The sequence below is a fragment of the Arenibacterium sp. CAU 1754 genome (genome assembly GCF_054482635.1).
The window spans coordinates 118641-145265 of sequence record NZ_JBTLRG010000005.1 but is presented as its reverse complement, the minus strand read 5'-3'; the positions used below and the strand labels follow the sequence as shown (position 1 = coordinate 145265).

Here is a 26625-nt window from a genome sequence, read left to right as displayed (position 1 = left end):
CAGCTCCTTGAGGCTCAAAGTTATTTCCGTTCGGTCCCCCGTCCCTGCCGAGGCGACCATTAGCACTCGACTTGGCTGAGTGCTAATGGCGCATAGCTAGGGGCAGGACCGAGATGAGTCAACAGGGGGGTTGGCAAAATTTTCGCGGCTTCAGTCCCAGCTGTAAGCCCAGTGTTTCAGGCCTTGGGACCCTTCGGTCGTCAGGGCATAAATGCCCTTTTCCACCCGCTCGAACCAGCCATAGTGATTGTCGGCCATGATGCGGGTCGCCTGCGGGACTTGCGCGGCCCTAGCGACCATCGCGCCCTTGGTTGGCCCGTGTTCAGCCAAATGCGCGGCACAGCGCAGCGCGTCCTGACGATAGGCGGTGACGATGCCGTGGCGCGTGGCCCCGCCTGCGTTGGGATCCCCCTGAAGCCGGTCGAATTCGCGCAACAGACGGGCGGTTCGCTTTTTCGATTTGCGCGGCGCATAGGGGCCGGGATCACATTGCACCTCGGCCCGGCCATCGGCCAGCACGGTGATCAGGCCCAGACCTAGCCGCCGACATAATGCGGTATTGTCCTTGAGCGCGCGGCGCGCGGTTTTGCCGGTGGGTTTGGGCACGGCCACATAGACATGATCGGTGACCGACAAACGGGCAATGGCCTGATGGAACAGGCTGAGGCTGAACCGGGTTTTCAGTTCCACGATCACCGGTGGATCATCGGCGCGCACCGCCATGACATCGGCGGCACCGACCTCGCCCTTGACCGTATAGCCCTGCCGCTCCAGCAGTGCCTTGACCGGTGGATAGAGCGCGGTTTCCGTCAGTTTTACCATGAGGGTTCTTAGCAAGGCGTCCGCGCTGTTCCAAGTCCGCCCGTGCGGCAAAAACGCAGAGGCCTTGCTGCGCGCGCCACCAGTCACTAGCGTCGCACAAACGCCGGTTCACAAGGTTTGCCATGATACGGTTTCTTCTGATTGCCCTGCTCGGCCTCGCCCCGCTGGCGGCGGCGGCCGAGTGCATCGGGCGCGACATTCGCCCCAGCCTGAGCGCAACGCAAAAGGCCGCGCTGCAGCGCGCCGAAGCCACGATGCCGTTTTCCTATGGCAATCACTGGGTGGCCAGGAAAGGCGGGCGCAGCATCCACGTGATCGGCACCATGCATGTGAACGATCCGCGCCTGCCCGCGATCATGCGCCGCCTTCAGCCGGTGATCGAACGGGCCGATGCCGTCCTGTTCGAAGTGACCCAGCGCGATTTCGACCGTTTCTGGAACAAGCTGGCCCCAAATTCGCCCTTCTTTTTCATCCAGACGGGTCCAACCCTCCCCGATGTGATGTCGGCGCGGGACTGGGCCGACCTTGGGACCGCCGCGCGTGCGGTCGGGCTTGCCCCCGAAATCGCCGCCCGGCTGCGCCCGTGGGTGTTGTCACTGATGCTGTCGCAATCTTCGTGCGGGCCACGCGGGCCGTTTGCGGACAACGGGCTCGACATGCGGATCGAAAAACTGGCCCGGCGCAAGCGGGTGCCGACCGGATCGCTGGAAAACCCCGACTACCACGCGAATCTTGAGGCACAACGCCCCCTCAAGGACCGCGCGCGCATACTGATGTTCGAACTGCGCACGCAGCAATCGGCAGAATACAGCTTTTTCACCATGCGCGAGGCCTATTTCGAGCAACGCGTGGCGCAGGGCATGATCATCGAAGAATGGCGGTTCATGGCGGAAATGCCCGGAACGCGCGCCGACCGGGCCCGGCTGTGGCGGCATTACGAAAGCAACATGCTGATCCGGCGCAACAAATACTGGGTACCCCGGATGATGAGCGTCAAGGGCGACACCATCGTGGTTGCGGTTGGCGCGGCGCATTTGCCGGGGCGCGACGGCATTCTGAACCTGCTGAAAAAGGCCGGATACCGGTTGGAACGCGCCCCGTTCTGATGTGTCGGATCAGGTGGGTTCAGACGTTCTGCCGCAGGGCGACGCCAAAGGGTGACAAGCCATGTGCACGCTCGTATAAGTCGCGCAAAATTCCACCGATCACAGGATGCTGCAATGACAATCCAAGTCTTTGGCCACAAGTCGCCCGACACCGATTCAACCGGTTCGCCCATCATCTGGGCCTGGTACCTGAACGAGGTAATAGGCACCCCTGCGACCCCGGTTCTGCTGGGTGAGCCCAATACAGAGGCCGCGTTTATGCTGGAGCGTTGGGAACTGGACAAGCCCACCATCATCAGCAGCGTGGCCGCCGATGCGCCGGTTGTGATCGTGGACACCAACAACCCCGCCGAGCTGCCTGACGGGATCAATGACGCCGACATCCAGGCGATCATCGACCATCACAAGCTGGTTGGCGGCCTGGAAACCAAAGGCCCGATCGACATTACCATCCGCCCGGTCGCCTGCACCGCGACGATCATGTATGACATGATCGGCGAGGACATGGTAAAAATGCCCGACCCGGTCAAATGCGCGATGCTGACCTGCATCCTTTCGGACACGCTGGAATTCCGCTCGCCTACCACGACCGATCATGACAAGGCCGTTGCTGAAAAGCTGGCCGGTGAACTGGGGATTTCGATCCCCGACTATGCCGCCGAAATGTTCGCCGCCAAGTCGGATGTTTCCTCCTTTTCGGATGCCGAACTGCTGCGCATGGACAGCAAGGAATACGAAGTGGACGGCACCAAGTTCCGGGTTTCGGTTCTGGAAACCACATCGCCCGCGACAGTTCTGGACCGCAAGGACAGCCTGATGGAGACGATGAAGACCGTCGCCGCCGAGGATGGTGTCGAGCAGGTTCTGCTGTTTGTCGTCGATATCCTGAACGAGGAATCGACCCTGCTGGTGCCCAACGATCTGGTGAAAACCGTCGCCTCGAAAAGCTTTGGTGCCGAGGCGACCGGCGATACCGTGGTTCTGCCCGGCGTCGTAAGCCGCAAAAAGCAGATCATCCCCAACCTCAAGATCTGATCCGTTTTGAACAGATAGAAAAGGCGCCCATCGGGGCGCCTTTTTTCGTTTGGACGTCCTGGCGGACCAGGTTCAGTTGCGCGCCCCGCCCCCGTTTCCAGCTCCGCCGCCATGACCGCCGCCCGCATTGCCAGCGCCAGCTGCGCCAGCCGCGCCGCCCTGACCCGATCCGGCCATGCCCGCACGGCCCACATCGCCACCCAGCTTGCCATGGGCGTTCCGGCTCATCACGCCGCGCATCTCGTCCTCGCCGGGCGTTCCAACAGATTTTCCTTGGTTCACGTCGTGAAACTGCTCTTGCACCACGTCACCGTCATCGGCCCAGGGGTTGGCATGCGCGGCATAACCGGCACCAGCATTTGCGCTCAGAACGGCTGCGGCCAGGACGGGAACAAGAAATCGATTGAGGGGGGAGGACAACATGGATTGGACTTTCTTTTTCATCTGTTAAGAAAACGGAGAATCACATATTGCTTTTGGAATGTTTAAGTAAGCATGAATTTTTCCGGCCCAAATGGCGTGAGCAGAAAACCGCCATCGGTTTAGTCGGGTTTTTCCCTGTGGCACCGCATCGGCATCTCCGGCATATCTTGGGATAAGCGGCGCGCCCGCGCCGGGTTTGACAGGAAAGGCACCGTTCATGAGTCGCATCATCCAATCACTGGCCGAAATCTCGGATCCTTATGAGGCGCTGTTTGTCGATCTTTGGGGCTGTGTCCATAATGGTGTGACCGCCCTGCCCGACGCGGTCGCCGCATTGCAGGCCTATCGAAAGCGGGGCGGCGTCGTTGTCCTGCTGACCAACGCGCCGCGCCCCCGCACCAGCGTGCAGACCCAGATCGAAGGGTTCGGCGTGCCCGCCGACGCCTGGGACACGATCGCCTCATCCGGCGACAGCGCCCGCGCGGCAATGTTCCGGGGCGCGGTGGGGGAAAAGGTTTATTTCATGGGCAACCCCGAGACAGACGAGGAATTCTTTGATCCGATCAAGGTGGTTGATGACCCGGTCGATATCACGCGCGTCCCCCTGCCCGAGGCCCAAGGCATCGTGTGTTGCGGCCCGTTCGATCCGCTGGCCGACCCGGATGTGAACCGGCCCGATTTCCTCTATGCCAAACAGAAGGGTCTGAAACTATTGTGCGCGAACCCCGATATCGTCGTTGACCGTGGCGACACGCGGGAATGGTGCGCCGGGGCGCTGGCCCGGCTTTATACCGAGATGGGCGGTGAGAGCCTCTATTTCGGGAAACCGCATCCCCCCATCTATGACCTGGCGCGCCGCCGCCTGAGCGAGTTGGGCAAATCGGTGCCGGATTCGGCCATTCTGGCGATTGGCGACGGCATCCACACGGATGTCGCCGGCGCGATGGGCGAAGATATCGATTCTCTGTTCATTTCCGGCGGACTTGCCGCGCAGGAAACAAAAACGTCGCACCAGCCGGACGCCGATGCGCTAAGTGATTATCTTGCAAGGGAAATGTCAAATCCGACCTACACGATCGGTCATTTGCGCTGACCTAAAAAGGGGTTGATTTTCTGCGGCTGCAAAGTAATAAAGTTACCTGAACCGGGCGTCGCCCGACTTAAAATTGCTGACCCGTTCAGGTAAGAGGACACCATGTTGGATAACCTGCCCCGCGGCACGATCTGTATCGAAGACATCGAAATGGGCATGTCTCGTCATCTGCGCAAAGTGGTGACGGACGAAGATATTGAAATGTTCGCGCAGGTTTCGACCGACCGGAACCCGGTGCACCTGGACGACGATTATGCCCGCGACACGATCTTTGAGGGCCGGATCGCCCACGGGATGCTGACCGCGGGTCTGATCTCGGCCGTGATCGGCGAACAGCTACCGGGCCATGGTACGGTATACATGGGCCAGTCTCTGAAATTCCTGGCGCCCGTCCGCCCCGGCGACATGGTCTATGCCGAGGTCAAGGTGATCGACATCGACCCGGCCAAGCGCCGCGTGCGTCTGGATTGCCATTGCTCGGTCGACGGCAAGAAGGTCCTGATCGGCGAAGCCACCGTTCTGGCGCCCAGCCGCAAGTTCGACTGATCCGCCGGATCGGAAAGAACAGAAAACAGGCCGGGTTGACCGGCCTTTTTTGTGCCGAACCTGAACGTCACAACGAAATCACCTGAACCCAGCGCCCTCTTTCACGTCCGAAGTGAAGCGCGAACCCGCCTTGGGAACCAACGATCAGGCGCCTCTCCTCGGGATGTTCTGTCACTCATGGCGCAGGGCTTCGATCGGGTCGAGCCGTGCGGCACGCCGCGCCGGAAAGAAGCCAAAAACAACACCGACCAGCGCCGAGAAACCGAAAGCAAGCAGGATCACACCGAAGTCCGGAGTAAAGGGAATCGAAAGCCACCTCGCCCCGAGAATTGCAAACCCGAGCCCCAGACCGATGCCGATCAGCCCGCCAATCAGGGACAATATCATGGCTTCGACAAGAAACTGCATAAGAACCTGACGCGCCTGCGCACCAATCGCAAGCCGGATGCCGATCTCACGGGTGCGTTCTGTCACCGAGACCAGCATGATGTTCATGATCCCGATACCGCCGACCAGAAGACTGACGGCCGCAACCGCCGAAAGCAGCCCGGTCAGGATGTCGGTGATGCCCGACAGCATCGTCGCGAACTGTTTCATGTCCAGAACTTCGAAGTCATCCTCTTCGCCCCGGCCAATGCGACGCAAATCGCGCATCAAGACCGTGATCTCGTCCATCGCGCGTTCGACCGAGGCGCCGTCGCGCACCGATAGGAAGAATGTCTGAACGTCGGTATTCCCTGCGACACGGCGATGAAAGGTTTTCAGTGGCATGATCACAAAGTCGTCCTGATCGCTGCCGAATGTCGATGCGCCCTTGGACTTCAGAAGTCCGACGATTTCACAGGACAATGTCTTGATGCGGATCGTCTCGCCTATGGGGTCGGCGTTCCCAAACAGGCTGTCGCGCACGGTTTGACCTATGACGCAGACTGTGCGCCCCGATCGAATTTCGCCGGTTTCGAACAGGCGGCCACGGCTCAACTCCCAACGCGCGGCTTCGAAATACCGATTGTCGGTTCCGACCACATCGGTGCGGCGGTTCTCATTGCCAAAGATCACGCGCGCGCGGCTTTGACTGATTGGGGCGGCAATAACCACATCGGCGATCTGGTCCTGCACCTCGTCGTTCATGCGCAAGGTGAACATCTGGGCAGCAGTGGTTCCGCCGGGTCCACCCTGCATTGTGTCCTGCCCCGGCAGCACCATGACGACGTTGGTTCCCAGCTTCTCGACATCTGCCGTGACTTGCGCGGTCGAGCCCTGACCGACGGTCACCATGGCGATTACAGCTGCCACACCGATGACGATGCCCAGCACTGTGAGAAGCGACCGCATGGTGTTCCGGAAGATGGCCTGGATCGCCAGGCGGATGGTTTCGCCCAGCATCTCAGGCGACCCGTGCCTTACGGTCGTCGCGTTCGATCCGACCATCCACCATCCAGATCAGCCGCTCCGCGTAGGCAGCCATGTCTTTTTCGTGCGTTACCATGACGATGGTCAGCCCTTCGTCACGGTTGAGTCTCTGCAACATCTCGATGATTTCGGCTGACGACTTGGTATCCAGATTTCCCGTCGGCTCGTCTGCAAGGATCACTTGCGGGTTGCCGACAAGCGCCCTGGCAATCGCGACACGCTGCTGCTGGCCGCCCGAAAGCTCGCTGGGGTCGTGATGGGCGCGGTCGGCAAGCCCGACCTTGCGCAGGGCCTCGGTCGCCGCCAACTTGCGGTCGGCGCGGCCGACACCCTTGTAGATCAGAGGCAGTTCAACGTTATGCAGCGCACTGGTGCGTGGGAGGAGATTGTATCCCTGAAATACAAAACCCAGGTAATGCCGCCTGAGCAGTGCGCGCTGGTCACGCGTCAGGGTCCCGACCTCAACCCCGCAGAACCTGTAGTGGCCGCTTGTCGGGGAATCGAGGCAGCCGATGACATTCATTGCAGTCGATTTTCCGGAACCGCTGGGCCCCATGATGGCAATGAACTCTCCGGCCTCAATGGTCAGGTCAACGTGATCCAGCGCCCGCACGGCGATGTCGCCTTCGCCGTAGACGCGGCTGATGTCTTCCATCTCGACGACGGCGGCCTCAGTCATCGATCTGGTCCGTGATCACCACGTCTCCTTCGGACAGCGGGCCTTGTAGGATCGTGGTGAATCGGCCATCGCTGTCGCCTGACTTTACCGAGATTTCCATCGGAACGCCGTCCTTCAGAACCCAAAGCGTCTTGTCATCGATTGCCGCGCGGTCATCCTGCTGGTCGGGGATCAGCATGCCAAGAAGTCCGCTACGATCCTCTTCGCCGTCGGTGTCCAATTCTTGCGGCGGCGTGTACCGAAGCGCCGCGTTGGGAACAACCAGAGCATCGGAAATCTCGGCAACTATGATTTCGGCCGTGGCGGTCATCCCCGGTCGCAGCAACAGGTCTGAATTATCGACGGTCAGGATTGTCTTGTACGTCACCACGCCGTCCACGATCTCTGGTGAGAACCGTACTTCCGAGATTTCGGCCAGGAACTGCTTTTCGTCATAGGCATCGACAGTGAAGGACGCCTTTTCCCCAACGCTGACGCGGCCAATATCAGCTTCGTCCACATTGACCTGCAACTCCATCTGCGCCAGATCCTGGGCGACGGTGAAGAGAACCGGTGCCGAAAGCGAAGCCACCACGATCTGCCCCGGATCCACTGCCCGGTCCAGAACGATGCCTTCGATGGGGGAACAGATGCAGGCCTGATCAAGTTCGGTCTGGCGCAGATCGAGACTGGCCTCGGCCAGGTTTCTGTCGGCCAGCGCCGATTGAAGTTCCGCCTGCGCCCTTTTGAAGGTTGCTTGTTTCGTGGAAAAGTCTTGATGCGAGGTCACGCCGCGCGCTTCCAGATCAAGCGCCGCTTCGTATTTCTCGCGCGCATCGTCCAGTGACGCCTGTGCGACAGCGACGCGTGCGATGGCAGCGTCAAGCGACGCTTTGGCAATCATCAACTGCGCCTCGAGTTTGCGCGTGTCGAGATGTGCCAGGACCGTCCCGACAGTCACCGTGTCGTTGAAGTCGACCTCGACCGAGGCCAGCTTGCCGGACAGTTCGCTGGAAATTTCAACAAGGTTCGTCGGTTCGATGGTGCCCGTGGCAGTGACGGTTACAATTAGATCACCGCGACCGGCAGTGGCGGTGACGTATCGGACCCGGTCGGCCCCTCCGGGCATAATGACCGCATACCATAAAACAGCCGCGGCAATGATCCCGGCAACACTGAGAAAGGCCCCGACCCGCCAGCCCCGCCGCCGCGTCCCAAGTTGCAAGGTCTGCGCGATATCTTCGCGAATTTCGTTCATCACTGATCCTGAAAGTGCTTTCGCTGCAAACCTAACATTTCTGTATTCAAGGCCGCATTGATCCTGATCAGACCAGGAGCCAGGCCTGCAGGGCTGCCCCCGGACCCATGGTAAGACCGAACCACCCGCTACGCTTCGCGCGTTTCCTCAGCCTGGCCAAGGCTTTGGTCACAGCTTTGACGGAGGGGGCGCGCAACAATCGCGGGGTCATCCTCGGACAGTGATGATAGTCGGTCGCCAGCCAGTTTTGGAGCATCCAGAACCGTAATCCGTCGAACCCGGCGAATGCGATCAGTTTGAGCCAAGAATCTCTATCAGGTCGTCCTGTGGCTTTTGGCGCGTTTCCATATCAAGACCGTTTTGAATGTGGTTCAGATGAGACACCAAAAGCTCTTCGGCGCGTTCCGGATCGCGGGACTGAATTGCGTCGAGAATATCGGTGTGTTCGTCGTCAGGACAGCTTTCATTTTCCGAAGACCCGAAGAGACCGACGATCAAAGACGTGCGGGTCACGAGTTCTCGCATCATACGCGAGATGAATTTGTTCCCGGTCGCCTGCGCAAGCTTGGTATGAAATTCACCGGAAAGACGAATAATCTCGGTGCGTTCTTTCTTCCTTCGCGCGGCGTCTTCAAGCGCGATGTGATCGGTGAGAAGTTTCAGATTGGTCTCGCTATGGTTTTGCGCCAATTGTCTGACCAGCGGTGGCTCGATCAGCATTCTGGCTGCAAAAACGTCATTGGCTTCGTCCTTGTCAGGGCAGGCAACATAGGCCCCCCGGTTCGACTGCAAATCAACGATTCCCTGGCTGGAGAGCAGCAGAAGAGCGCGACGCACCCGCATACGGCCTACGCCAAACGCTTCGCACAGGCGCGCTTCGCTCAACTTCGTTCTTGGGGCCAACCGCTGTTCCATAACTGCTGTGTAGATCCGCTGAACGATTAGATTTTCCTCGGTTTCAAGCGAAAAACCCGATTCTTCTACTGCATTTTTCTGATGCTCGACGTTCACAGGTGACCTTTCCAAACCGGCGTTATTAGTAACATTGGATGACATATTCTGCTCATACTCAAGGCAACTTATGACCCGGCCTGCAATTTTGTCGACCGAAATAAGAAAATATGTTGACACAGATTGTTAACAATCGTGGGGTAAAGGCGCGGCAAGCATGGTGCATCCATCGAACTGCCGGCCAAGATTGGCGCGCAAGGCGCTGAAATCGACTCAACGGGAGTTTGCAATGCAAAGAAGATCACTCATGAAAGCGGCCCTGACGGCTGCAACATTGTCTGCATTCGGGGCAAGCGCCGCCTTTGCAGAAAACCCGGTTCTGAAAATCGGTTTTGTTGGCGTGACCAGCGGACCGGCGGCAGCCTGGGGCATCTCGAATCAACGCTCGATGGAGACCCGCGCAGCCTGGATCAATGAGACCGGTGGATACACGATCGGCGATACCACCTATGATATCGAGATCGTGTCCTTCGATGATCAAAAAGATCCCAAGCGCGCGATTGCGGGCATGGAGAAGATGGCCCAGGAAGGCATTCACTATGTGGTGGGGCCAAACGTTGATGACGGGGCGGCAGCCGTGCGCCCGGTGGCCGAGGCCAACGGGATCATGTATTTCCCATATGCCTTCCCCAAGGAACTTTATACCGCGCCTGCGTCCAACGCGGTTCTTGGCATGGTTGCCAACTACCAGTCTGGTCCGGCGATCTATAAATACCTGATGGAGGAAAAGGGCGTCAAAACCGTTGCCTTTATCGCGGCAAACGAATCCGACCCGCTGAGCCAGCGTGACGGCGGTGTTGCTGCGGCCGAGGCTCTTGGTCTCGAAGTTGTTTCGGCAAACGTGACCTACCAAGTCGACACCACGGATTTCACCCCCGTGCTGACACCCGTCATGCGCACACAACCTGACCTTCTGGTGCTGTCCGGTGTGTCGCCCGCGAACGCGCCACAGTTGATCCGGTCCGCCCGCGAGCTGGGCTTTCAGGGCGTGATTTCGACAGAGACGGCGCAGGACGCCGGTGTTTTGGCGGAAGGGGCCGGTGACCTGGCAAACGGTTTCATCTCGGTCGGTGGCGCCTCAACGCCCGAGCTTGCATCGCCGATGATGAATGAGTTCGTTGATCGCTATACCAAGATGTTTGGCGAGTATAATGACGAGTCCAACACCAAGGTTTACGCTTTGGAATATATCCTTGAGACGTTGAAATCCAATCCGGCAGCGATGACAGACGTGGCAGCGTTTCAAACGACGATGGACGCGTTTGAAGCGCCGAACCCCTACATGAACGGCGATGCAAAGCTGCGCTATGTGGGCATGTCGTCCTTTGGCCAAAAGCGTCAGGTTGCGGTTCCGCTGGTGGTGAATGTCTATCAGGACGGTGCTTTCGAAACCCTGTTCGTCGCCGAAGTCGACTGAAGCGACCCAGTCTGCTTTTGGGGTGTCCGTGAGCAGACCCTCCCCGGGCCGCATGGGCCGGGGCACTTCCTGGAAAGAAAGCCCGCATGGAACAGATATTGGCGAACGGTGTCTATCTGGGGTCGCAGTACGCAATGATCGCGCTTGGTCTGACCCTGATATTTGCCCTGATGAACGTCCTCAACTTTGCCCATGGGCAGATGTATGTGATCGGCGGTTTCGTCACCTATACAGTCTACGGACAATGGGGCGTGCCGTTCGTTCTGGCCCTTGTGATGTCATGTATCACCTTGGCGATCCTCGGGGCGCTGATCGAGAAATTCCTTTTCGCACCGGTGATCAAGGGGTCGGCCCGCGAAGAAAGCACCATGTTGCTGGCGGCAGGCATTGCCTTTCTGCTGGATGCCCTGATCCTCATTATTTTCGGTGAAAAACAGCGTGGCGTTCCCAAGATCGTCAACGGAGTCTTCAACTACGATTTCCGACTGATCATGCCGTATGACCGGATCTTGATCTGTCTGCTCGCGATCCTGTCGATTGTCGCGTTCATCGGCCTGATGCAATACACGAAAACGGGCCGTGCACTGCGCGCGCTGGCGCAGGACCGGACCGCCGCCCAGTTGATGGGCGTCAATGTGGATCGCTATTCCATGATCGGCTTTGCGCTTGGTGCGATGCTGGCTGGCCTTGTGGGCGGTCTTTTGGTCACGATCACGGGGGTGAACCTCGGGATGGGCGGGCCAACATCGATCAAGGCGTTCATGATGGTAATGATCGGCGGCGCTGGCGTGATTTCCGGTGCCATTTGGGGTGGCATCATTCTGGGCTTCATGGAGGCCATCGGCCTCGCCGTGCTTTCGCAATATGGTGACATCACCTACCTGCTCATTTTCATCTCTCTGATGATCTTCCTCGCCATCCGGCCGCAGGGTCTGATGGGCAAGCCGTGGGGGTGAGCGCATGTTGAACTTTTCAGCAAAACAGCTGGTCGGAGTTGGCATCTTCCTGTTTGCCATCTTCGTTGGCGTCCCCCTCATGATCGGCGCAACAGGTCGCTGGGATTTCTATTTCACACTGACATCCGTGGCGCTTCTGGCAATTGCGAGCGCCGGCGTCTGGCTGACCTTCTACATCGGTCGGATCAATATCGGGCAAGGCGCCTTTGCGCTGATCGGGGCCTATGTCTCGGCTATTCTGGTGGTCAAAGCCGGTTGGTCCTTCTGGATTTCGCTGCCCGCCGCAGGGCTTTTCGCAGCGCTGGTTGCAGTGCTGATTGGCCTGCCGATTCTGCGGCTGCGCGGTGTCTATTTCGCTATGATCACGCTTGTGCTGACCCAGGTGGTGACCCTGACGGCCCTTGCGCTGCCAATTACCAACGGGGCCAAGGGCATTTCGAATATTCCGCTGCCATCCGGCCTGTCCCTGTTCGGGATTCCTCTTGTTCCCGACTTCGGCGCAATGGAAAGCACCAAGCTTGCCTTCTATTACACGGCCTGCATCCTGATGATCGTGACCTATGCCGCGCTTTACCGGTTGGTGAATTCCCGGCTTGGACATCTTTGCCGATCGATGCAACAGAACGAAGAGCTCGCCAGCTCCATCGGCGTCAACATATCGTATATCCGCATCGTGATTTTTGCGATTTCCAGCTTTTTCGGTGGAATTGGCGGGGCGATGTTCGGGTCAATCGCGCAATCGGTCTACCCCTCGAGTTTTCAGGTCGCGGATTCGGTCAACTTCATGCTGAACTGCTTCCTCGGCGGCCTCGGCTATGTCTTCGGGCCCATGCTTGGCACACTGGTGCTTTATTTCGGATGGGACCTGCTGTTTGAACTCGGCAAATACCAGATGCTTGTCTACTCGATCATCCTGATCGCGTTGATCCGCTTTCTTCCCAACGGCCTGCTCAGCGTCCGGTTAGGCAAGGGGGGCAAGAAATGAGCGCCCTTGTCCAAGTGAAAAACGTCACCAAGAAATACGGTGGCCTCATCGCAAACAATGACATCAGTTTCGATGTGGCCGAAAACGAGATCCTCTCGGTCATTGGGCCGAACGGGGCCGGCAAGTCCACATTGTTCAAGATGATCTCGTCTTTTACGCCGACCACGTCGGGTAAGGTGCTCTATCGCGGGGAACGTATCTCGAATCTGAAACCACACATCGTTGCACGCAAAGGCATCGTACGGACGTTTCAGGAAACCACGATCTTCAAAAGCATGACGGTGCGCGAAAGCGTTGTCGTCGCCCAGCATCTCAGGGCCAAGGCCTCGCTTGCCGGTTATTTCTGGGGGTCAAGAACCGCAAAGGAGGACGTGGTCGCATTTGGGAAATATGCTGATGAGCTGTTGGAATTCCTGGGCATGTCAGAGATCAGCAACGAGCTGGCCAGCAATCTGCCACAGGGCAACCTGCGCGCTCTGGGTATTGCAATTGGTCTGGCGACCGATCCCAAGGTGCTGTTGCTGGACGAGCCGTTTGCGGGCATGAACCACGAAGAAACCATGAACATGGTCAATCTGGTGCGATCCGTGCGCGATCAACGCGGCGTGACGGTAATGCTGGTAGAACACGACATGCCTGCGGTCATGAATATTTCAGACAGGATTGTCGTGCTGAACTTTGGCGAAAAGATCGCCGAGGGCACACCTTCTGAAATCCAGAACAATGAAAAAGTCATCGAAGCCTATCTTGGCAGCGCCGACGATGAGATCGGGATCTAAGCCATGACACCCATGTTGGATTTCAAAGACGTCGAACTCTATTATGATCATGTCTATGCGCTGAAAGGTGTGTCTCTGACTGTAAATCAGGGGGAAACCGTCTCCCTGATCGGGGCCAACGGCGCGGGCAAGTCATCGATTTTGCGCGCGATTACCGGTCTGGCCAAACCAGTGAAGGGAACGGTGACGTTTGAGGGCGCCCGCGTCGACGGCACCGATCCCTCTGACATCGTCAAGCGTGGCATTGCCATGGTGCCGGAAGGCCGCCGTGTGTTTCCGTTCATGTCGGTCAAGGACAACCTGATGATGGGGGCCTTCACCCGCAGCGACAAGGCTGACATTCAGATCACGCTGGACAGTATCCTGACCCGGTTCCCTCGTCTGAAGGAGCGTTACGGCCAGGCCGCCGGGACGTTGTCAGGGGGCGAGCAACAGATGATGGTGATCGGCCGCGCTCTGATGGCCAAGCCCAAGCTCCTGCTGCTGGATGAGCCGAGCCTCGGGATCGCTCCGAAACTGGTACAGGACATCGCGCGCTCCATCGTTGCGATCAATCGCGACGAAGGTGTTTCGGTTCTGCTGGTCGAACAGAACTCCCGCATGGCGCTGAGCATTTCTCACCGCGCCTATGCCATGGCAACGGGCAAGGTGGTGATCGAAGGCAACTCCAGGGAATTGCTGCATGACGATCGGATCAAGGCGGCTTATCTGGGCGGGGAGGTGTGATCGGACATGAAAATTCTCGTCGTGAACCCGAATACAACCGCCTCGATGACGCGGAAAATCGCGGCAGTGGCCCGTGACGTCGCACGACCCGACACGGAAATCATTGCGACCAATTCGAAAAACGGACCCGCCAGCATTCAGGGATTTCTGGATGTCGCCACCTGTGTGCCCGGATTGCTGGACGAGGTTGCGCTGTACCCGGATGTCGATGCGATTGTCATCGCATGTTTTGATGATACCGGGCTTGATGCCGTGCGCACCTTGGTGAACGTGCCCGTCCTGGGCATCGGCGAGGCCGCCTTTCACGCAGCCAGCATGATCGCGACCAAATTCAGCGTCATCACGACCCTGTCGCGGTCCGTGCCGGGGATTGAAAACAACCTGATGCGCTATGGGCTGGCACAGAAATGCGCCCGCGTTCGCGCGACAGACATTCCGGTCCTGAAACTTGAAGAAGGCGATCCTGCAACGCTTGAAAAAATCCGCTCGGAATTCCGTGCCGCAATAGCACAGGACAGCGCCGAGGCGATCGTTCTGGGATGCGCCGGAATGGCCGACCTCCTCGCACAGTTGAGCGAGGAATTCGGCCTTCCTGTCATCGACGGCGTAACGGCCGGTGTCACCTTTGCCGAGGCACTGGTGAACAACAAGCTGCGCACCTCGAAAATGGGGGCCTACTCGGCGTAATAGTTCAGATAATACTCAGATGGTTCCTTGGCATGGATACAGGTATCTGAAGCAGACCCTTGACTGATCTGTCCCGCACGGCGGACATCCAAAACGGCAAGATAGCGTCTTTTTCTTTCATGCCGCGATGTTACCGGCACAGGGCGATAATCGCCCACTTGCACGCGCGGGCGGGGAACGCTACGCAACCAGTATGCGGATCATCCGGGACTATCACTTCGTAGAGCCAATGGATCGCGGCGCAAGCGTCGCGATTGGCAATTTTGACGGCGTGCATCTGGGCCACCAGTCGGTCATCGATCTGGCCCGTCAGGCCGCGCCGGATGCTCCGTTGGGCGTTCTGACATTCGAACCGCACCCGCGCGAATACTTCGCCCCCGATGCACCGCCCTTTCGCCTGATGAGCCCCGAGGCACGCCGTCACCGGCTGGAAAAGCTGGGGATCGCGCGGCTCTATGAGTTGAATTTCAACTCGGCGCTGAGCAGCCTCACGCCAATGGAATTTGCCCGCCACGTCATTTGCGATGGTCTGGGGATGACCCACGTGGTTGTGGGCGCCGATTTCTGTTTCGGAAAAGGGCGCACCGGCACCGCGCGCGACCTTGAACGGTTCGGCCGGGAATTCGGGTTCGGCGTGACCGTTGCACCGCTGTTGGAGCGCAGCGAAAATACCGTCTCATCGACCGCGATCCGCACGGCGCTCAGCGAGGCGCGCCCACGCGATGCCGCCGCGATGCTGGGCCACTGGCACCGCATCGAGGGCAAGGTGATCCGCGGCGAACAGCGCGGACGTGAATTGGGCTATCCGACGGCGAACATGTCGATCGAGGGGCTGCACCCGCCCGCCCATGGCGTCTATGCTGTTCTGATTGACGTGTTGGATGGCGCCCATGCGGGCAGCTTCAAGGGGGCCGCCAGTTTGGGCGTGCGTCCGATGTTTGGCGTGAACCGGCCCAACCTGGAAACCTTTGTCTTTGATTTCTCGGGCGATCTTTATGGCGCGACCCTGTCGGTGGCCCTGATCGAACATCTGCGCCCGGAAGAGAAATTTGACAGCCTTGAGGCGTTGATCACGCAGATGGATGCCGATTGCGACCGCGCCCGCAAGATTTTGGCCCCCTTATGAGTGATCCTATCGACCGCACCGGGTTGGCCAAACGGTACTGGGAGCGTAAGCCCATGACCAAGCTGTCCCAAAAGGAATGGGAAGCGCTGTGCGATGGTTGCGGGAAATGCTGCCTGAACAAGCTGGAAGACGAAGACACGGGCCAGATCGCGTTGACGCGAATTGCCTGCCGTTTGTTGGACGACAGCACCTGCCGGTGCGCGCAGTATGAGATCCGCCATCAGTTCGTGCCGGAATGCATCGTGCTGAAGCCCGACAATATCCCGGATCATCTTTACTGGATGCCTGACACCTGCGCCTATCGCCTTGTGTATGAGGAGCGGCCGCTGTTTGACTGGCACCCGCTGATTTCGGGCAATCCGGATACGGTGCATCACGCGGGTGTGTCGGTGCGCGGGTGGACCATCCCCGAATTCGAAGTGCCCGAAGAAGACTGGGAAGATTACCTGATTGAGGAGCCTACCTGATGTATTTCGCCTCGGATAATGCAGGCCCGGTGCACCGGGAAATCATGGACGCGCTGAGCGCAGCGAACGAGGGGTTCGCCCTGCCCTATGGCGCGGATGGCATCATGGACAGCGTCCGCGCCCGGATCCGCGATGCGTTCGAGGCGCCCGAAGCGGCGGTCTATCTGGTGGCGACGGGGACAGCAGCCAATGCGCTGGCGCTCGCCTGCCTGACGGCCCCCTATGACACCGTGTTCTGTTCGCCCGTCGCCCACATCCACGAGGATGAGTGCAACGCGCCCGAGTTTTATTCGGGGGGCGCAAAGCTGACCCTTGTGCCGGGCGGGGACAAGATGACGCCCGAGGCGCTGCGTGCGAGCATAGCCAACGAGGAAACCCGCGACGTGCACGGCCCCCAGCGCGGACCGGTGTCGATTACACAGGTGACCGAGCGCGGATCGGTGTACACGCTGGAGGAATTGCGCGCACTGACAGGCGTCGCGAAAGAGTTTGAACTGCCCGTGCATCTGGACGGAGCGCGGTTTGCCAATGCGCTGGTCGCTTTGGGATGCACCCCGGCTGAAATGACATGGAAAAGCGGTGTCGACGTGGTGTCGTTCGGCGGCACCAAAAACGGATGCATGGGTGTCGAGGCGGTCATTCTGTTTGACCCTGCCAAGGCGCGCGAGTTCGAATTGCGCCGCAAGCGCGGGGCGCATCTGTTTTCCAAACACCGCTACCTGTCGGCACAAATGGACGCCTATCTGAGCGATGATCTCTGGCTGCGCTCGGCCCGGGCGGCCAATGAAAACCGTGCCCGCCTGGCCAAGGGGCTTGAGGCGGCGGGGGCCACGTTCCTGCACCAACCCGATGCCAACATGATCTTTGCTGCGTTCCCCCGTGCGGCGCATCAGCGCCTGCATGACGCAGGGGCCAAGTATTACATCTGGAACGGGTCGCTTGAGGGCGATGACCCGGACGAAATGATCGCTGCGCGGCTGGTTTGCGACTGGTCGATCAGCGCGGCGCAGATCGACCAGTTCCTGTCCCTGCTCAGGGGGTAAGAGGCGCACGGACAAACACGCTGCGCAATGCGGCGGCGGTTTCAACCGGGTTGGTAATGGGCAGCATGTGCCCTGCCCCGGCGATTACCTGATTGTCGGCATCAGGCAATCGACGCGCAAGCCCGTCGTTCACAATCCCGATGATCTCATCCGTCTGATCCCCGCGCAGCAAGAGAACGGGCATGGCCACCCGATCCAGAACCCCGGGTTTCAGCAACCCGTGACAATCGTCGATGATGGACGGGCTGCAGGCCGGGACGATCTGAACACCGCGCGTCATCGCGGTGCGCGTTGCTTCGGGCAGGTCCGGCCAGCGAGGGCCGTCGGCATCCGACCAGCTGCGATTGAAGATGCGGGCCGCATTTTCGTATTCTCCTGCGGTGACCGCATCGTGAAAGGGTTTTGCCTTAGCTGTCTGTTCCCGCAGAATGTCGGGCGCGTCCTGTGCGGCGATGGCAAAATAGACCGGTTCGATCATGGTCAGGCTGCGCACCTTGTCAGGGTAATCGACCGCAAGGCGCAAGGCGACCGTGGCACCAAAGGAATGCCCGACCACATCCATCGGCTCATCCAGAAACGGTTCGACCGCCTTGACCATGCGATCCTGGAAGTCGCCCTTTTTGTCCCAATCCGGGCTTTTGCCATGGGACAGCATGTCAGGTGCGATCAGGGTGATCTCATCCGCCATTGCGTTGGCCAGCGCGCGCCAGGCCCCGGCATGGGCGATGGTGCAATGCAGGGCCAGCACCTTGCGCGGGCCAGTTCCAAAGGTACGGCTGGCCAGGGGCTGCGCCGGTGTCAGTGCCATGGTCACGAATTCAGTTCCTCAAGATGGGCGTCCAGATCGGGTAGACGGTCCTGGCCCCAGAACCTCTGATCGTCGGGGGTGATATAGAACGGCGCGCCAAAGACGCCACGGTTGGCGGCTTCTTCCAGATTGGCGGCATAGGTTTCGGCCCCCTCAAGCAAGCCGCTGTCGGCCAGTGCCGGATCGAAACCGGCGTCTTGCAGGCAGGCGCGCACGACCGCGTCATCGGCAACGTCCTTGTCCTCGGCCCAGCAGGCGCGGGTAAAGCAATGCACCAGCTTGCCCAGATCGCCGCCCCCGGCGTTCTGGGCGGCGATGATCGCATAGGCGGATGGCGCGGCATTGGTCGGCCAGTGGGCCGGTTTCAGATTGAACGCCATCGCCAGTTTGCGCGATTGGCGCATCAGTTCCTGGGCACGGTATTCCTGCCGGGCCGGGTGCCGCTGGGCCGGGGGCGTGCCACCGGTGCGCCCGAACAGGGCAATCAAATCGATCGGTTTATAGGTGATCGTCGCGTTGTGTCGTGCCGCGATCTGCTCCAACCGGGTGCCGGCCAGGTAGGTATAGGGCGACAATGTCGTAAAAAAGTAATCAATGGCGGTCATCTGTGTTTTCTCCCCGGGAAATCTTTGCGTGACGGTAAGGCCATGCTAAGCGGTGTCAACATCACGAATCTGTCACATACCCTTGCTGCCCCCGGGGAACCAATCCATGCCGAACATGACTGAACCCAAGCTGATCGCTGGGAACGCCAATCTTCCTTTGGCGAACGCCATCGCCCGCCGTATGACCATGCATCGCGGTGTTCACACCGGTCTGGTGGATGCGCGGGTCGAGCGGTTCAACGACGGCGAAATCTTTGTCGAGGTGTTCGAAAACGTCCGCGGCGAGGACATGTTCATTATCCAGCCGACATCGAATCCGGCCAATGACAACCTGATGGAACTGCTGATCATGGCCGACGCACTGCGCCGGTCGTCGGCGGCGCGTGTCACGGCGGTTCTGCCCTATTTCGGCTATGCCCGGCAGGACCGGCGCACCAAGGCGCGGACCCCGATTTCGGCCAAGCTGGTGGCCAATATGCTGGTGGGCACGGGCATCGAGCGGATCCTGACCATGGACCTGCACGCGGCACAGATTCAGGGCTTTTTCGATATTCCGGTGGACAACCTCTATGCCTCGCCCGTGTTCGCGCTGGACATCAAGGCGCAGTTCAAGAACCAGATGGACGAGCTGATGGTCGTGTCCCCCGACGTGGGCGGCGTGGCCCGCGCGCGGGAACTGGCCAAGCGGATCAATTCGCCCCTGTCGATCGTCGACAAGCGGCGCGAAAAACCGGGCGAAGTTGCCGAAATGACCGTGATCGGCAATGTCGAGGGCAAGATTTGCCTCATCGTCGATGACATGTGCGACACGGCCGGCACGCTGTGCAAAGCGGCCGAGGTGCTGATGGAAAACGGCGCCAAGGAAGTGCACTCCTATATCAGCCACGGCGTGATGAGCGGCCCTGCCGTGGAACGTGTGACCCATTCGGTGATGAAATCGCTGGTGATTACCGACACGATCCAGCCGAGCAAATCGGTTCTGGCCGCGCCCAACATCCGCATCGTGCCCACCGCGCCGGTATTCGCACAGGCGATCCTGAACATCTGGAACGGCACGTCGGTCTCCTCGCTGTTCGAGGACGAAACCCTGTCACCGATTTACGAGTCGCTTTACGCGATGGACTGACCGCAGGCTTGCCAGCGGCAGGCACCGACATCCTGACCCCGTCGCCACATACGCTGGCGGCGGGGTTTTGTTTTCAGAGACGCGGGACCGGGGCAGTCAGTCGATATCCCAGTTGTCTTCGTGCTCCAACTCACCGATGGCCATCCATGCGACGCGGATACGGGCAATACGGGTGTCCAGCCAGGTGCGGAACACGATATCGAAACCGGTTGTCGTGATGTTCTCGGCCAGCACCTCGGCCCGCATGGCCGAGGCGGTATCGACGTCCCACAAGGAAACCGAGGTCTGAACCGACGGAATCTGGGTAAAGGCGGTGCTGAACGTCACCGCGCGACGGCGTTCGCGCGGGCCCGAGCCCGTCCACATATCCCCGCCATCTTCGAAGTCGGAGAAAATGACGACATCGCCCTGTTCGACGCCGATCAAATGATTACTGAGACGTTTCATGGTACCGCATTTTACTTTTCACAAAATTTTCAAATCTGCTTTTGAACCAATGCGAGGCAAAAGAAAACCGGCCCGCAATGGGGCCGGTTTCAAAAAGCATCGTATCGCGCGCCGCGTCAGACGTTGATATGTTCGCCCAGGGCGACCATGTCCGACAACAGCTTGGCCGCGTCATCGACGGGGCCGGGTTCGTTCTTGAAGGTCTCCTTGGCCGCTTCGTGGGCGGCGCGGGCGCTTTCGATCAGTTCATCGATATGCTCGCGGGTCACTTCGTTCAGCGGGATCGCTTTTTCCGCCAGAACCGAGAGGCTGTCGCTGTTGAGCTGCGCAAACCCACCCGAAACGACGTATTCCATCGTTCCTTCGGGACCTTCGACACGCAATACACCGGGGCGCAGTGTCGTGATGACCGGGGCATGATCGGGCATTGCCGTCATGTCCCCGTCTGCTCCGGGGATCTGGACCTGTTTCACCTGAAGCGAAGCAAGGCTGCGCTCGGGCGAGACGAGGTCAAATTGCATTGTATCTGCCATCAGGCTGCTCCTCAGGCTGCGTCAGCAGCCATTTTTTCGGCTTTGGCGATCACTTCGTTGATGCCGCCAACCATGAGGAAGGCTGCTTCGGGCAGGTGATCGTATTCGCCGGCCACAACGGCCTTGAACGATGCGATGGTTTCGTCCAACGGAACCTGCACGCCCGGCGAACCGGTAAAGACCTGAGCAACGTCGAAGGGCTGGCTGAGGAAACGCTCGATCTTACGGGCGCGGGCCACGGTCAGTTTGTCTTCTTCGCTCAGTTCGTCCATGCCGAGGATCGCGATGATGTCCTGCAGCGACTTGTACCGCTGAAGAATCTGCTGAACGTCGGTTGCAACCTTGTAGTGCTCTTCGCCCACGATCGACGGGTCGAGCAGACGCGAAGTCGAGTCGAGCGGGTCAACGGCGGGGTAGATACCCTTTTCCGAAATCGCACGGTTGAGAACCGTGGTCGCGTCCAGGTGCGCAAACGAAGTCGCAGGCGCAGGGTCGGTAAGGTCATCCGCGGGAACGTAGATGGCCTGCACCGAGGTGATCGAGCCCGACTTGGTCGAGGTGATGCGTTCCTGCAGGGCGCCCATGTCGGTGGCCAGCGTCGGCTGGTAACCCACAGCCGAAGGAATACGACCCAGAAGGGCCGACACTTCGGAGCCCGCCTGAGTGAAGCGGAAGATGTTGTCGACGAAGAACAGAACGTCGGTACCGGACTGGTCGCGGAACTGTTCGGCCAGTGTCAGGCCGGTCAGAGCAACGCGTGCACGGGCTCCCGGAGGTTCGTTCATCTGACCATAGACCAGTGCCACTTGCGATTCCGACAGGTTGTCGGGCTTGATCACGTTGGATTCGATCATCTCGTGGTAGAGGTCATTCCCTTCGCGGGTCCGTTCACCCACACCGGCGAAAACCGAGAAGCCCGAGTGCACTTTGGCGATGTTGTTGATCAGTTCCATGATGAGAACCGTCTTGCCCACGCCGGCACCGCCGAAGAGGCCGATCTTACCACCCTTGGAATAGGGCGCCAGCAGGTCAACGACCTTGATGCCCGTGACCAGAATTTCGGATTCTGTCGACTGATCCGCGAATTCCGGCGCTTCGGCGTGGATCGGGCGGGTTTCGTCGGCGTTGACGGGGCCTTTTTCGTCAATGGGCTCGCCCACGACGTTCATGATGCGGCCCAGGGTGGCGTTGCCAACCGGAACCGAAATCGGAGCACCCGTGTCGGTTACTTCGGCGCCGCGCACCAGACCTTCGGTGGCGTCCATCGCGATCGTGCGAACGGTATTTTCACCCAGGTGCTGAGCAACTTCCAGCACCAGCTTTTTACCGTTGTTGGTCGTGTTCAACGCGTTCAGAATTTCGGGCAGTGCGTCATCGAACTGCACGTCGACGACGGCGCCGATGATCTGTGTGACCTTGCCTTTTGCATTAGCCATGTTTCGTCTCCGGTTTTCTTACAGCGCTTCCGCGCCGGAAATAATTTCAATCAGCTCGTTGGTGATGACGGCCTGACGCGAACGGTTGTACTGGATGGTCAACTTGTCGATCATATCGCCCGCGTTGCGGGTTGCGTTGTCCATCGCGCTCATCCGGGCACCCTGTTCCGAGGCGCCATTCTCCAGCAGGGCGCTGAAGATTTGCGTTGCCACGCCGCGCGGCAGCAGGTCGGCGAGGATTTCCTCTTCACCGGGTTCATAGTCGAACACGGTATCGGTATCACCGGCCTCACCCTCGTCCGCCTCAAAGGCGGCCGGGATGATCTGCTTGGCTGTGGGGATCTGCGTCACCACGTTAACGAACTCGGCAAAGAAGATCGTTGCCACGTCGAATTCGCCCGCGTCAAAGCGCGAAAGAACGTCCCGTGCGATGCCCTGCGCGTCGGAATAGCCGACACGTTTGACTTCGCTCAGATCGACGTGACCGACGAACAGATCGCCATAGTCACGCTTCATCGAGTCGCGGCCTTTTTTGCCAACAGTCAGGATTTTCACCGTCTTGCCCTGGCCACGCAGTTTGTCGGCGTGATTCCGGGCCAGACGGGCGATGTTGGAGTTGAAACCACCACACAACCCGCGTTCGGCGGTCATCACCACCAGCAGGTGAACCTGATCGTTGCCCGTCCCGCTGAGCAGTTTGGGCGCGCTGTCGTTGCCTCCGACCGATGCGGCCAGCCCCGCCATCACGGCATTGAACCGTTCGGCATAGGGGCGCGCTGCCTCGGCAGAGTCCTGGGCGCGGCGAAGTTTCGCCGCGGCCACCATCTGCATGGCTTTGGTGATCTTGCGGGTCGATTTGACCGACTCGATCCTGTTTTTAAGGTCCTTGAGATTTGGCACTGCCTTATCTCCCCTTATGCGAAGTCAGCGGCGAATTCGTCCAGCGCTGCTTTGATTTTATCCTCGGCGTCGCCCTTGATCTTGGGGTCTTCCGTGGTGATCCAGTCCAGCAGGTCCTGTTTCTTGCCGCGCAAATGCGCCAGCAGGCCTGTTTCGAACCGGCCGACGTCGGAGACGGCGATCTTGTCCAGATACCCGTGGGTACCGGCATAGATGACACAGACGATTTCGGCGTTGGTCAGCGGCGAATACTGCGGCTGTTTCATCAGTTCCGTCAGACGTGCACCACGGTTCAGCAGCTGCTGGGTCGCCGCATCGAGGTCCGAGCCGAACTGAGCGAAGGCCGCCATTTCGCGGTACTGAGCCAGTTCCAGTTTCACCGGACCGGCAACGGTTTTCATCGCGTTGGTCTGAGCCGAAGAGCCCACACGCGAAACCGACAGACCGGTGTTCACGGCAGGGCGGATACCCTGGTAGAACAGTTCGGTTTCAAGGAAGATCTGACCGTCGGTGATCGAAATCACGTTGGTCGGAATAAAGGCCGACACGTCGCCACCCTGGGTTTCGATGACCGGCAGAGCCGTCAGCGAACCGGCGCCATTGTCTTCGTTCAGCTTGGCCGAACGTTCCAGCAGGCGGGAGTGGAGATAGAAAACGTCACCAGGATACGCTTCGCGGCCGGGCGGGCGACGCAGCAGCAGCGACATCTGGCGATAGGATACGGCCTGTTTGGACAAGTCATCATAGATGATCAGGGCATGGCGGCCGTTGTCGCGGAAGTGTTCGGCCATCGCGGTGGCGGAATACGGCGCGAGGAACTGCATCGGAGCAGGCTCGGACGCGGTTGCGGCCACGACGGTGGTGTATTCTATGGCACCGGATTCTTCGAGCTTCTTCACCAGCTGCGCAACGGTCGAACGCTTTTGACCGATCGCAACGTAGATGCAGTACAGCTTCTTGCTTTCGTCGTCGCCGGCGGCGTCGTTGTAGGATTTCTGGTTCAGGATGGTGTCCAGGGCCACGGCGGTTTTGCCGGTCTGGCGGTCACCAATGATCAGTTCGCGCTGGCCGCGGCCAATCGGGATCATCGCGTCAACCGATTTCAGGCCGGTTGCCATCGGTTCGTGAACCGATTTACGCGGAATGATACCCGGCGCCTTGACGTCGGCAACGCCGCGCTTGGTCGTGTTGATCGGACCCTTGCCGTCAACCGGGTTGCCCAGACCGTCAACGACGCGGCCCAGCAGTTCGTCCCCGATCGGAACGTCCACGATCGATTTGGTCCGCTTGACGGTGTCACCTTCTTTGATGTCACGGTCCGAGCCGAAGATAACAACACCGACGTTGTCGCTTTCCAGGTTCAGGGCCATGCCCATGATGCCACCCGGGAATTCGACCATTTCACCGGCCTGCACGTTGTCGAGGCCGTAAACGCGGGCAATCCCGTCGCCGACACTCAGCACGCGGCCAACTTCGGCCACCTCGGCTTCCTGACCAAAGTTCTTGATCTGGTCCTTCAGGATCGCAGAAATCTCTGCTGCTTGGATACCCATTTATCCGACCTCTTTCATTGCATTCTGGAGTGAGTTGAGCTTGGAACGGATCGACGTATCGATCATTTTCGAGCCCACTTTGACGATAAGACCGCCGATGAGGCTTTCATCAACGGTCGCATTGATTGTCACGCTCTTGCCGACATTTGCGGTCAGCGTCGCGGCCAGCTTTTCGGTCTGCGCCTTGGTCAGCGCCTTGGCACTTACCACTTCGGCGGTGACCTCGTTACGCTCTTCTGCCAGCAATTCGCGCAGGGCGCGCAGCAGGTGGGGCACAACAAAAAGCCGACGCTTTTCGGCCATCAGGCCCAGCGTCTTGCGCATCACGGGCGCGAGATCCATCTTTTCGGCAACGGCCGTGATGGCAGCGCCCTGCTGATCCCGCGAGATCAGGGGCGACTGGATCAGCGTGCGCAGGTCGTCACTTTCGTCCAGCGCAACGGCCAGATCCTTGACGCTGGCCTCAAGACCATCGAGATTCTTGTTCTCTTGTGCGATTTCAAAAATCGCTGTGGCATAACGTTCCGCTATACCGGCGGAAATCGAAGCTGGTTCGGACACGTCCACCCTTCCGATAATTGGCCCCGGTTTGCCGCGGTTTTCACGATCTCCGGGGGCGTGAAGCGGCCCCACCGAATGGCAGGGCATCGAAATCAGCGTGGATGTAACAGAGCGGTCCTATCCCCGCAATACAGTATATGGTTGGTGGCTCTAGGCATTAGTTTATAAATTACAATGGGTTGCAGTAAGTGCGACCGTTTGCGCCTTTGTTTCCGCCGAAAAAAAGCAGAAATTTTGCATGTTCGCCCGAATCCCGCTGCGATTTTGGGCGCAATTTTGTATGTTTTCACGCAGATCGGCGGTTTCGTTTTGTGCGGGCACGCTTTTTTCCACGTCCGGCCCCCCTGCCCCTATCAGACCGGAGAGGTCTCGGGTTTCGGCGCCAGTCCCCGCAACCGGTTGCGCGCCGTTTCCCGGACCACCGTTCCGCTGGGCGGCACCACCCGTTTGCTGGCCTCGACGATCACCGCCCCGCCCGCCATCATCGCGGGCATGCGCGCACCGATCCGTTCGAACAAGGGTGCGGATTTGAGCCAGAAGCGCCGTTCGCTGGGAAGCTGGTAGAGCGCGGCGCTGTGGCGTTCGGGCAGGAACTGATGTTTCCTGAGCAGATTTTCCAACTGGCCCAGGGTATAAGGATGCCCAAAGCCAAAGGGCGTGCGATCACTTCGGGCCCACAGACCGGCCCGGTTTGGGGTGATGAACACCGCCTTTCCACCCGGCCCCAGCACGCGCCAGCATTCTTCCAGCAGACGGGTGGGCCGTTCCGATGTTTCCAGCCCGTGCATCACGATCAGCTTGTCGACATGCCCGGTTTCCAGCGGCCAGAGCGTTTCTTCGGACAGGACCGAAACATTGGGCATCCCCGCGGGCCAGGGCATCACCCCCTGCGGCGCCGGCATCAGCGCAATCACGCGGCGCGCGTCGGCCAGGTAGGGGCGCAAAAGCGGCACGGCAAAGCCGAATCCCACGACGGTCTGTCCCTTCGCCTCGGGCCAGAAATCCAGCAACCGTGCTCGCACGGACGCTTGCGCCGCACGCCCCAGGGTGCTGCGATAATAGAAATTGCGGAGATCCTGCACATCAAGATGCATTGCGGGCGCCT

The 26625-nt window shown here is 59.5% G+C and carries 29 protein-coding genes; 14 read left to right on the top strand and 15 right to left on the bottom strand.

The window, feature by feature from the left end:
- Positions 1–150: 150 nt before the first annotated feature.
- Entirely contained in the window at positions 151–822 is a 672-nt protein-coding gene (locus ACXYMO_RS17240; protein ID WP_458879976.1) for a DUF2161 domain-containing phosphodiesterase, read from the bottom strand.
- 122 nt (positions 823–944) lie between these two features.
- Here ACXYMO_RS17240 and ACXYMO_RS17235 point away from each other — a divergent pair, with 122 nt between their 5' ends.
- Both ACXYMO_RS17235 and ACXYMO_RS17230 read left to right on the top strand, forming a co-directional pair.
- Entirely contained in the window at positions 945–1928 is a 984-nt protein-coding gene (locus ACXYMO_RS17235) for a TraB/GumN family protein (protein WP_458879975.1), read from the top strand.
- Between the two features lie 114 nt (positions 1929–2042).
- Positions 2043–2963, top strand: a complete 921-nt coding sequence (locus tag ACXYMO_RS17230) for a manganese-dependent inorganic pyrophosphatase (RefSeq protein ID WP_458879974.1) — start codon at positions 2043–2045, stop codon at positions 2961–2963.
- A gap of 72 nt (positions 2964–3035) precedes the next feature.
- Here ACXYMO_RS17230 and ACXYMO_RS17225 read toward each other — a convergent pair whose 3' ends face one another.
- Positions 3036–3407, bottom strand: coding sequence for a hypothetical protein (locus ACXYMO_RS17225; protein ID WP_458879973.1), 372 nt, complete (start codon positions 3405–3407; stop codon positions 3036–3038).
- 196 nt (positions 3408–3603) lie between these two features.
- Here ACXYMO_RS17225 and ACXYMO_RS17220 point away from each other — a divergent pair, with 196 nt between their 5' ends.
- Positions 3604–4479: a TIGR01459 family HAD-type hydrolase gene (locus tag ACXYMO_RS17220; RefSeq protein WP_458879972.1), complete on the top strand. Its 876-nt coding sequence runs from the start codon at positions 3604–3606 to the stop codon at positions 4477–4479.
- Positions 4480–4581: 102 nt separating this feature from the next.
- Positions 4582–5025, top strand: coding sequence for a MaoC family dehydratase (locus ACXYMO_RS17215; RefSeq protein ID WP_458879971.1), 444 nt, complete (start codon positions 4582–4584; stop codon positions 5023–5025).
- A gap of 171 nt (positions 5026–5196) precedes the next feature.
- Here ACXYMO_RS17215 and ACXYMO_RS17210 read toward each other — a convergent pair whose 3' ends face one another.
- From ACXYMO_RS17210 to ACXYMO_RS17195, 4 genes are all read right to left on the bottom strand, one after another.
- A complete protein-coding gene (locus tag ACXYMO_RS17210; protein WP_458879970.1) occupies positions 5197–6456 on the bottom strand; it encodes an ABC transporter permease in 1260 nt (419 codons plus the stop codon).
- Positions 6413–7117 (bottom strand): ABC transporter ATP-binding protein, encoded by a 705-nt coding sequence (locus tag ACXYMO_RS17205; RefSeq protein ID WP_458879969.1) that lies wholly within the window; start codon positions 7115–7117, stop codon positions 6413–6415. The genes ACXYMO_RS17210 and ACXYMO_RS17205 overlap by 44 nt, the downstream gene beginning before the upstream one ends.
- Entirely contained in the window at positions 7110–8354 is a 1245-nt protein-coding gene (locus tag ACXYMO_RS17200; RefSeq protein WP_458879968.1) for an efflux RND transporter periplasmic adaptor subunit, read from the bottom strand. The genes ACXYMO_RS17205 and ACXYMO_RS17200 overlap by 8 nt, the downstream gene beginning before the upstream one ends.
- Positions 8355–8645: 291 nt before the next feature.
- Positions 8646–9485 (bottom strand): GntR family transcriptional regulator, encoded by an 840-nt coding sequence (locus tag ACXYMO_RS17195; RefSeq protein ID WP_458879967.1) that lies wholly within the window; start codon positions 9483–9485, stop codon positions 8646–8648.
- A gap of 109 nt (positions 9486–9594) precedes the next feature.
- On the opposite strand from ACXYMO_RS17195, the gene ACXYMO_RS17190 reads away from it, so the two are divergent.
- The 9 genes from ACXYMO_RS17190 (at position 9595) to ACXYMO_RS17150 (ending at position 17551) form a co-directional block, all read left to right on the top strand.
- Positions 9595–10782 carry an ABC transporter substrate-binding protein gene (locus ACXYMO_RS17190; RefSeq protein WP_458879966.1) on the top strand — a complete coding sequence of 396 codons (1188 nt, stop codon included), beginning with the start codon at positions 9595–9597 and terminating at the stop codon, positions 10780–10782.
- Positions 10783–10868: 86 nt separating this feature from the next.
- Positions 10869–11738, top strand: a complete 870-nt coding sequence (locus ACXYMO_RS17185) for a branched-chain amino acid ABC transporter permease (RefSeq protein WP_458879965.1) — start codon at positions 10869–10871, stop codon at positions 11736–11738.
- A gap of 4 nt (positions 11739–11742) precedes the next feature.
- On the top strand, positions 11743–12723 hold the full coding sequence (locus ACXYMO_RS17180) for a branched-chain amino acid ABC transporter permease (protein ID WP_458879964.1): 981 nt from the start codon (positions 11743–11745) through the stop codon (positions 12721–12723).
- A complete protein-coding gene (locus tag ACXYMO_RS17175) occupies positions 12720–13502 on the top strand; it encodes an ABC transporter ATP-binding protein (RefSeq protein ID WP_458879963.1) in 783 nt (260 codons plus the stop codon). Before ACXYMO_RS17180 ends, ACXYMO_RS17175 begins: the two co-directional genes overlap by 4 nt.
- Positions 13503–13505: 3 nt before the next feature.
- Positions 13506–14228: an ABC transporter ATP-binding protein gene (locus ACXYMO_RS17170; RefSeq protein ID WP_458879962.1), complete on the top strand. Its 723-nt coding sequence runs from the start codon at positions 13506–13508 to the stop codon at positions 14226–14228.
- 6 nt (positions 14229–14234) lie between these two features.
- On the top strand, positions 14235–14915 hold the full coding sequence (locus ACXYMO_RS17165; protein WP_458879961.1) for an aspartate/glutamate racemase family protein: 681 nt from the start codon (positions 14235–14237) through the stop codon (positions 14913–14915).
- Between the two features lie 193 nt (positions 14916–15108).
- Positions 15109–16041: a bifunctional riboflavin kinase/FAD synthetase gene (locus ACXYMO_RS17160; RefSeq protein ID WP_458879960.1), complete on the top strand. Its 933-nt coding sequence runs from the start codon at positions 15109–15111 to the stop codon at positions 16039–16041.
- Entirely contained in the window at positions 16038–16508 is a 471-nt protein-coding gene (locus ACXYMO_RS17155; protein WP_458879959.1) for a YcgN family cysteine cluster protein, read from the top strand. Before ACXYMO_RS17160 ends, ACXYMO_RS17155 begins: the two co-directional genes overlap by 4 nt.
- The gene (locus tag ACXYMO_RS17150; protein WP_458879958.1) at positions 16508–17551 is read left to right on the top strand and encodes a threonine aldolase family protein; all 1044 of its coding nucleotides are present in this window, start codon (positions 16508–16510) and stop codon (positions 17549–17551) included. The genes ACXYMO_RS17155 and ACXYMO_RS17150 overlap by 1 nt, the downstream gene beginning before the upstream one ends.
- Here the strand turns inward: ACXYMO_RS17150 and ACXYMO_RS17145 are convergent.
- Entirely contained in the window at positions 17541–18359 is an 819-nt protein-coding gene (locus ACXYMO_RS17145; RefSeq protein ID WP_458880152.1) for an alpha/beta fold hydrolase, read from the bottom strand. The genes ACXYMO_RS17150 and ACXYMO_RS17145 overlap by 11 nt on opposite strands.
- Positions 18360–18361: 2 nt before the next feature.
- A complete protein-coding gene (locus ACXYMO_RS17140; RefSeq protein WP_458879957.1) occupies positions 18362–18964 on the bottom strand; it encodes a DsbA family protein in 603 nt (200 codons plus the stop codon).
- 106 nt (positions 18965–19070) lie between these two features.
- Here ACXYMO_RS17140 and ACXYMO_RS17135 point away from each other — a divergent pair, with 106 nt between their 5' ends.
- On the top strand, positions 19071–20090 hold the full coding sequence (locus ACXYMO_RS17135) for a ribose-phosphate pyrophosphokinase (protein WP_458879956.1): 1020 nt from the start codon (positions 19071–19073) through the stop codon (positions 20088–20090).
- 96 nt (positions 20091–20186) lie between these two features.
- Here ACXYMO_RS17135 and ACXYMO_RS17130 read toward each other — a convergent pair whose 3' ends face one another.
- The 7 genes from ACXYMO_RS17130 to ACXYMO_RS17100 form a co-directional block, all read right to left on the bottom strand.
- Positions 20187–20537 (bottom strand): H-type lectin domain-containing protein, encoded by a 351-nt coding sequence (locus tag ACXYMO_RS17130; protein WP_458879955.1) that lies wholly within the window; start codon positions 20535–20537, stop codon positions 20187–20189.
- A gap of 116 nt (positions 20538–20653) precedes the next feature.
- The gene (locus ACXYMO_RS17125; RefSeq protein ID WP_458879954.1) at positions 20654–21070 is read right to left on the bottom strand and encodes a F0F1 ATP synthase subunit epsilon; all 417 of its coding nucleotides are present in this window, start codon (positions 21068–21070) and stop codon (positions 20654–20656) included.
- 11 nt (positions 21071–21081) lie between these two features.
- Complete coding sequence (gene atpD / locus ACXYMO_RS17120) at positions 21082–22506, bottom strand: F0F1 ATP synthase subunit beta (RefSeq protein ID WP_458879953.1); 1425 nt, start codon at positions 22504–22506, stop codon at positions 21082–21084.
- Positions 22507–22524: 18 nt separating this feature from the next.
- Positions 22525–23406, bottom strand: coding sequence for a F0F1 ATP synthase subunit gamma (locus tag ACXYMO_RS17115; protein ID WP_458879952.1), 882 nt, complete (start codon positions 23404–23406; stop codon positions 22525–22527).
- Positions 23407–23420: 14 nt separating this feature from the next.
- Positions 23421–24959, bottom strand: coding sequence for a F0F1 ATP synthase subunit alpha (gene atpA / locus ACXYMO_RS17110; RefSeq protein WP_458879951.1), 1539 nt, complete (start codon positions 24957–24959; stop codon positions 23421–23423).
- On the bottom strand, positions 24960–25520 hold the full coding sequence (locus ACXYMO_RS17105) for a F0F1 ATP synthase subunit delta (RefSeq protein ID WP_458879950.1): 561 nt from the start codon (positions 25518–25520) through the stop codon (positions 24960–24962).
- 353 nt (positions 25521–25873) lie between these two features.
- Positions 25874–26614 (bottom strand): class I SAM-dependent methyltransferase, encoded by a 741-nt coding sequence (locus ACXYMO_RS17100; RefSeq protein ID WP_458879949.1) that lies wholly within the window; start codon positions 26612–26614, stop codon positions 25874–25876.
- Positions 26615–26625: the final 11 nt, after the last annotated feature.

Excerpts from the sequence above, each read along its gene's own strand:
- ACXYMO_RS17230 (WP_458879974.1), top strand. The coding sequence starts at position 2,043 with ATGACAATCCAAGTCTTTGGCCACAAGTCGCCCGACACCGATTCAACC.
- ACXYMO_RS17175 (WP_458879963.1), top strand. The coding sequence starts at position 12,720 with ATGAGCGCCCTTGTCCAAGTGAAAAACGTCACCAAGAAATACGGTGGC.
- ACXYMO_RS17180 (WP_458879964.1), top strand. The coding sequence starts at position 11,743 with ATGTTGAACTTTTCAGCAAAACAGCTGGTCGGAGTTGGCATCTTCCTG.
- ACXYMO_RS17185 (WP_458879965.1), top strand. The coding sequence starts at position 10,869 with ATGGAACAGATATTGGCGAACGGTGTCTATCTGGGGTCGCAGTACGCA.
- ACXYMO_RS17135 (WP_458879956.1), top strand. The coding sequence starts at position 19,071 with ATGCCGAACATGACTGAACCCAAGCTGATCGCTGGGAACGCCAATCTT.
- ACXYMO_RS17200 (WP_458879968.1), bottom strand. The coding sequence starts at position 8,354 with ATGAACGAAATTCGCGAAGATATCGCGCAGACCTTGCAACTTGGGACG.
- ACXYMO_RS17160 (WP_458879960.1), top strand. The coding sequence starts at position 15,109 with ATGCGGATCATCCGGGACTATCACTTCGTAGAGCCAATGGATCGCGGC.
- ACXYMO_RS17140 (WP_458879957.1), bottom strand. The coding sequence starts at position 18,964 with ATGACCGCCATTGATTACTTTTTTACGACATTGTCGCCCTATACCTAC.
- ACXYMO_RS17225 (WP_458879973.1), bottom strand. The coding sequence starts at position 3,407 with ATGAAAAAGAAAGTCCAATCCATGTTGTCCTCCCCCCTCAATCGATTT.
- ACXYMO_RS17145 (WP_458880152.1), bottom strand. The coding sequence starts at position 18,359 with ATGGCACTGACACCGGCGCAGCCCCTGGCCAGCCGTACCTTTGGAACT.
- atpA (WP_458879951.1), bottom strand. The coding sequence starts at position 24,959 with ATGGGTATCCAAGCAGCAGAGATTTCTGCGATCCTGAAGGACCAGATC.
- ACXYMO_RS17205 (WP_458879969.1), bottom strand. The coding sequence starts at position 7,117 with ATGACTGAGGCCGCCGTCGTCGAGATGGAAGACATCAGCCGCGTCTAC.
- atpD (WP_458879953.1), bottom strand. The coding sequence starts at position 22,506 with ATGGCTAATGCAAAAGGCAAGGTCACACAGATCATCGGCGCCGTCGTC.
- ACXYMO_RS17165 (WP_458879961.1), top strand. The coding sequence starts at position 14,235 with ATGAAAATTCTCGTCGTGAACCCGAATACAACCGCCTCGATGACGCGG.
- ACXYMO_RS17150 (WP_458879958.1), top strand. The coding sequence starts at position 16,508 with ATGTATTTCGCCTCGGATAATGCAGGCCCGGTGCACCGGGAAATCATG.
- ACXYMO_RS17215 (WP_458879971.1), top strand. The coding sequence starts at position 4,582 with ATGTTGGATAACCTGCCCCGCGGCACGATCTGTATCGAAGACATCGAA.
- ACXYMO_RS17125 (WP_458879954.1), bottom strand. The coding sequence starts at position 21,070 with ATGGCAGATACAATGCAATTTGACCTCGTCTCGCCCGAGCGCAGCCTT.
- ACXYMO_RS17220 (WP_458879972.1), top strand. The coding sequence starts at position 3,604 with ATGAGTCGCATCATCCAATCACTGGCCGAAATCTCGGATCCTTATGAG.
- ACXYMO_RS17100 (WP_458879949.1), bottom strand. The coding sequence starts at position 26,614 with ATGCATCTTGATGTGCAGGATCTCCGCAATTTCTATTATCGCAGCACC.
- ACXYMO_RS17130 (WP_458879955.1), bottom strand. The coding sequence starts at position 20,537 with ATGAAACGTCTCAGTAATCATTTGATCGGCGTCGAACAGGGCGATGTC.
- ACXYMO_RS17235 (WP_458879975.1), top strand. The coding sequence starts at position 945 with ATGATACGGTTTCTTCTGATTGCCCTGCTCGGCCTCGCCCCGCTGGCG.
- ACXYMO_RS17155 (WP_458879959.1), top strand. The coding sequence starts at position 16,038 with ATGAGTGATCCTATCGACCGCACCGGGTTGGCCAAACGGTACTGGGAG.
- ACXYMO_RS17210 (WP_458879970.1), bottom strand. The coding sequence starts at position 6,456 with ATGGTCGGATCGAACGCGACGACCGTAAGGCACGGGTCGCCTGAGATG.
- ACXYMO_RS17240 (WP_458879976.1), bottom strand. The coding sequence starts at position 822 with ATGGTAAAACTGACGGAAACCGCGCTCTATCCACCGGTCAAGGCACTG.
- ACXYMO_RS17190 (WP_458879966.1), top strand. The coding sequence starts at position 9,595 with ATGCAAAGAAGATCACTCATGAAAGCGGCCCTGACGGCTGCAACATTG.
- ACXYMO_RS17170 (WP_458879962.1), top strand. The coding sequence starts at position 13,506 with ATGACACCCATGTTGGATTTCAAAGACGTCGAACTCTATTATGATCAT.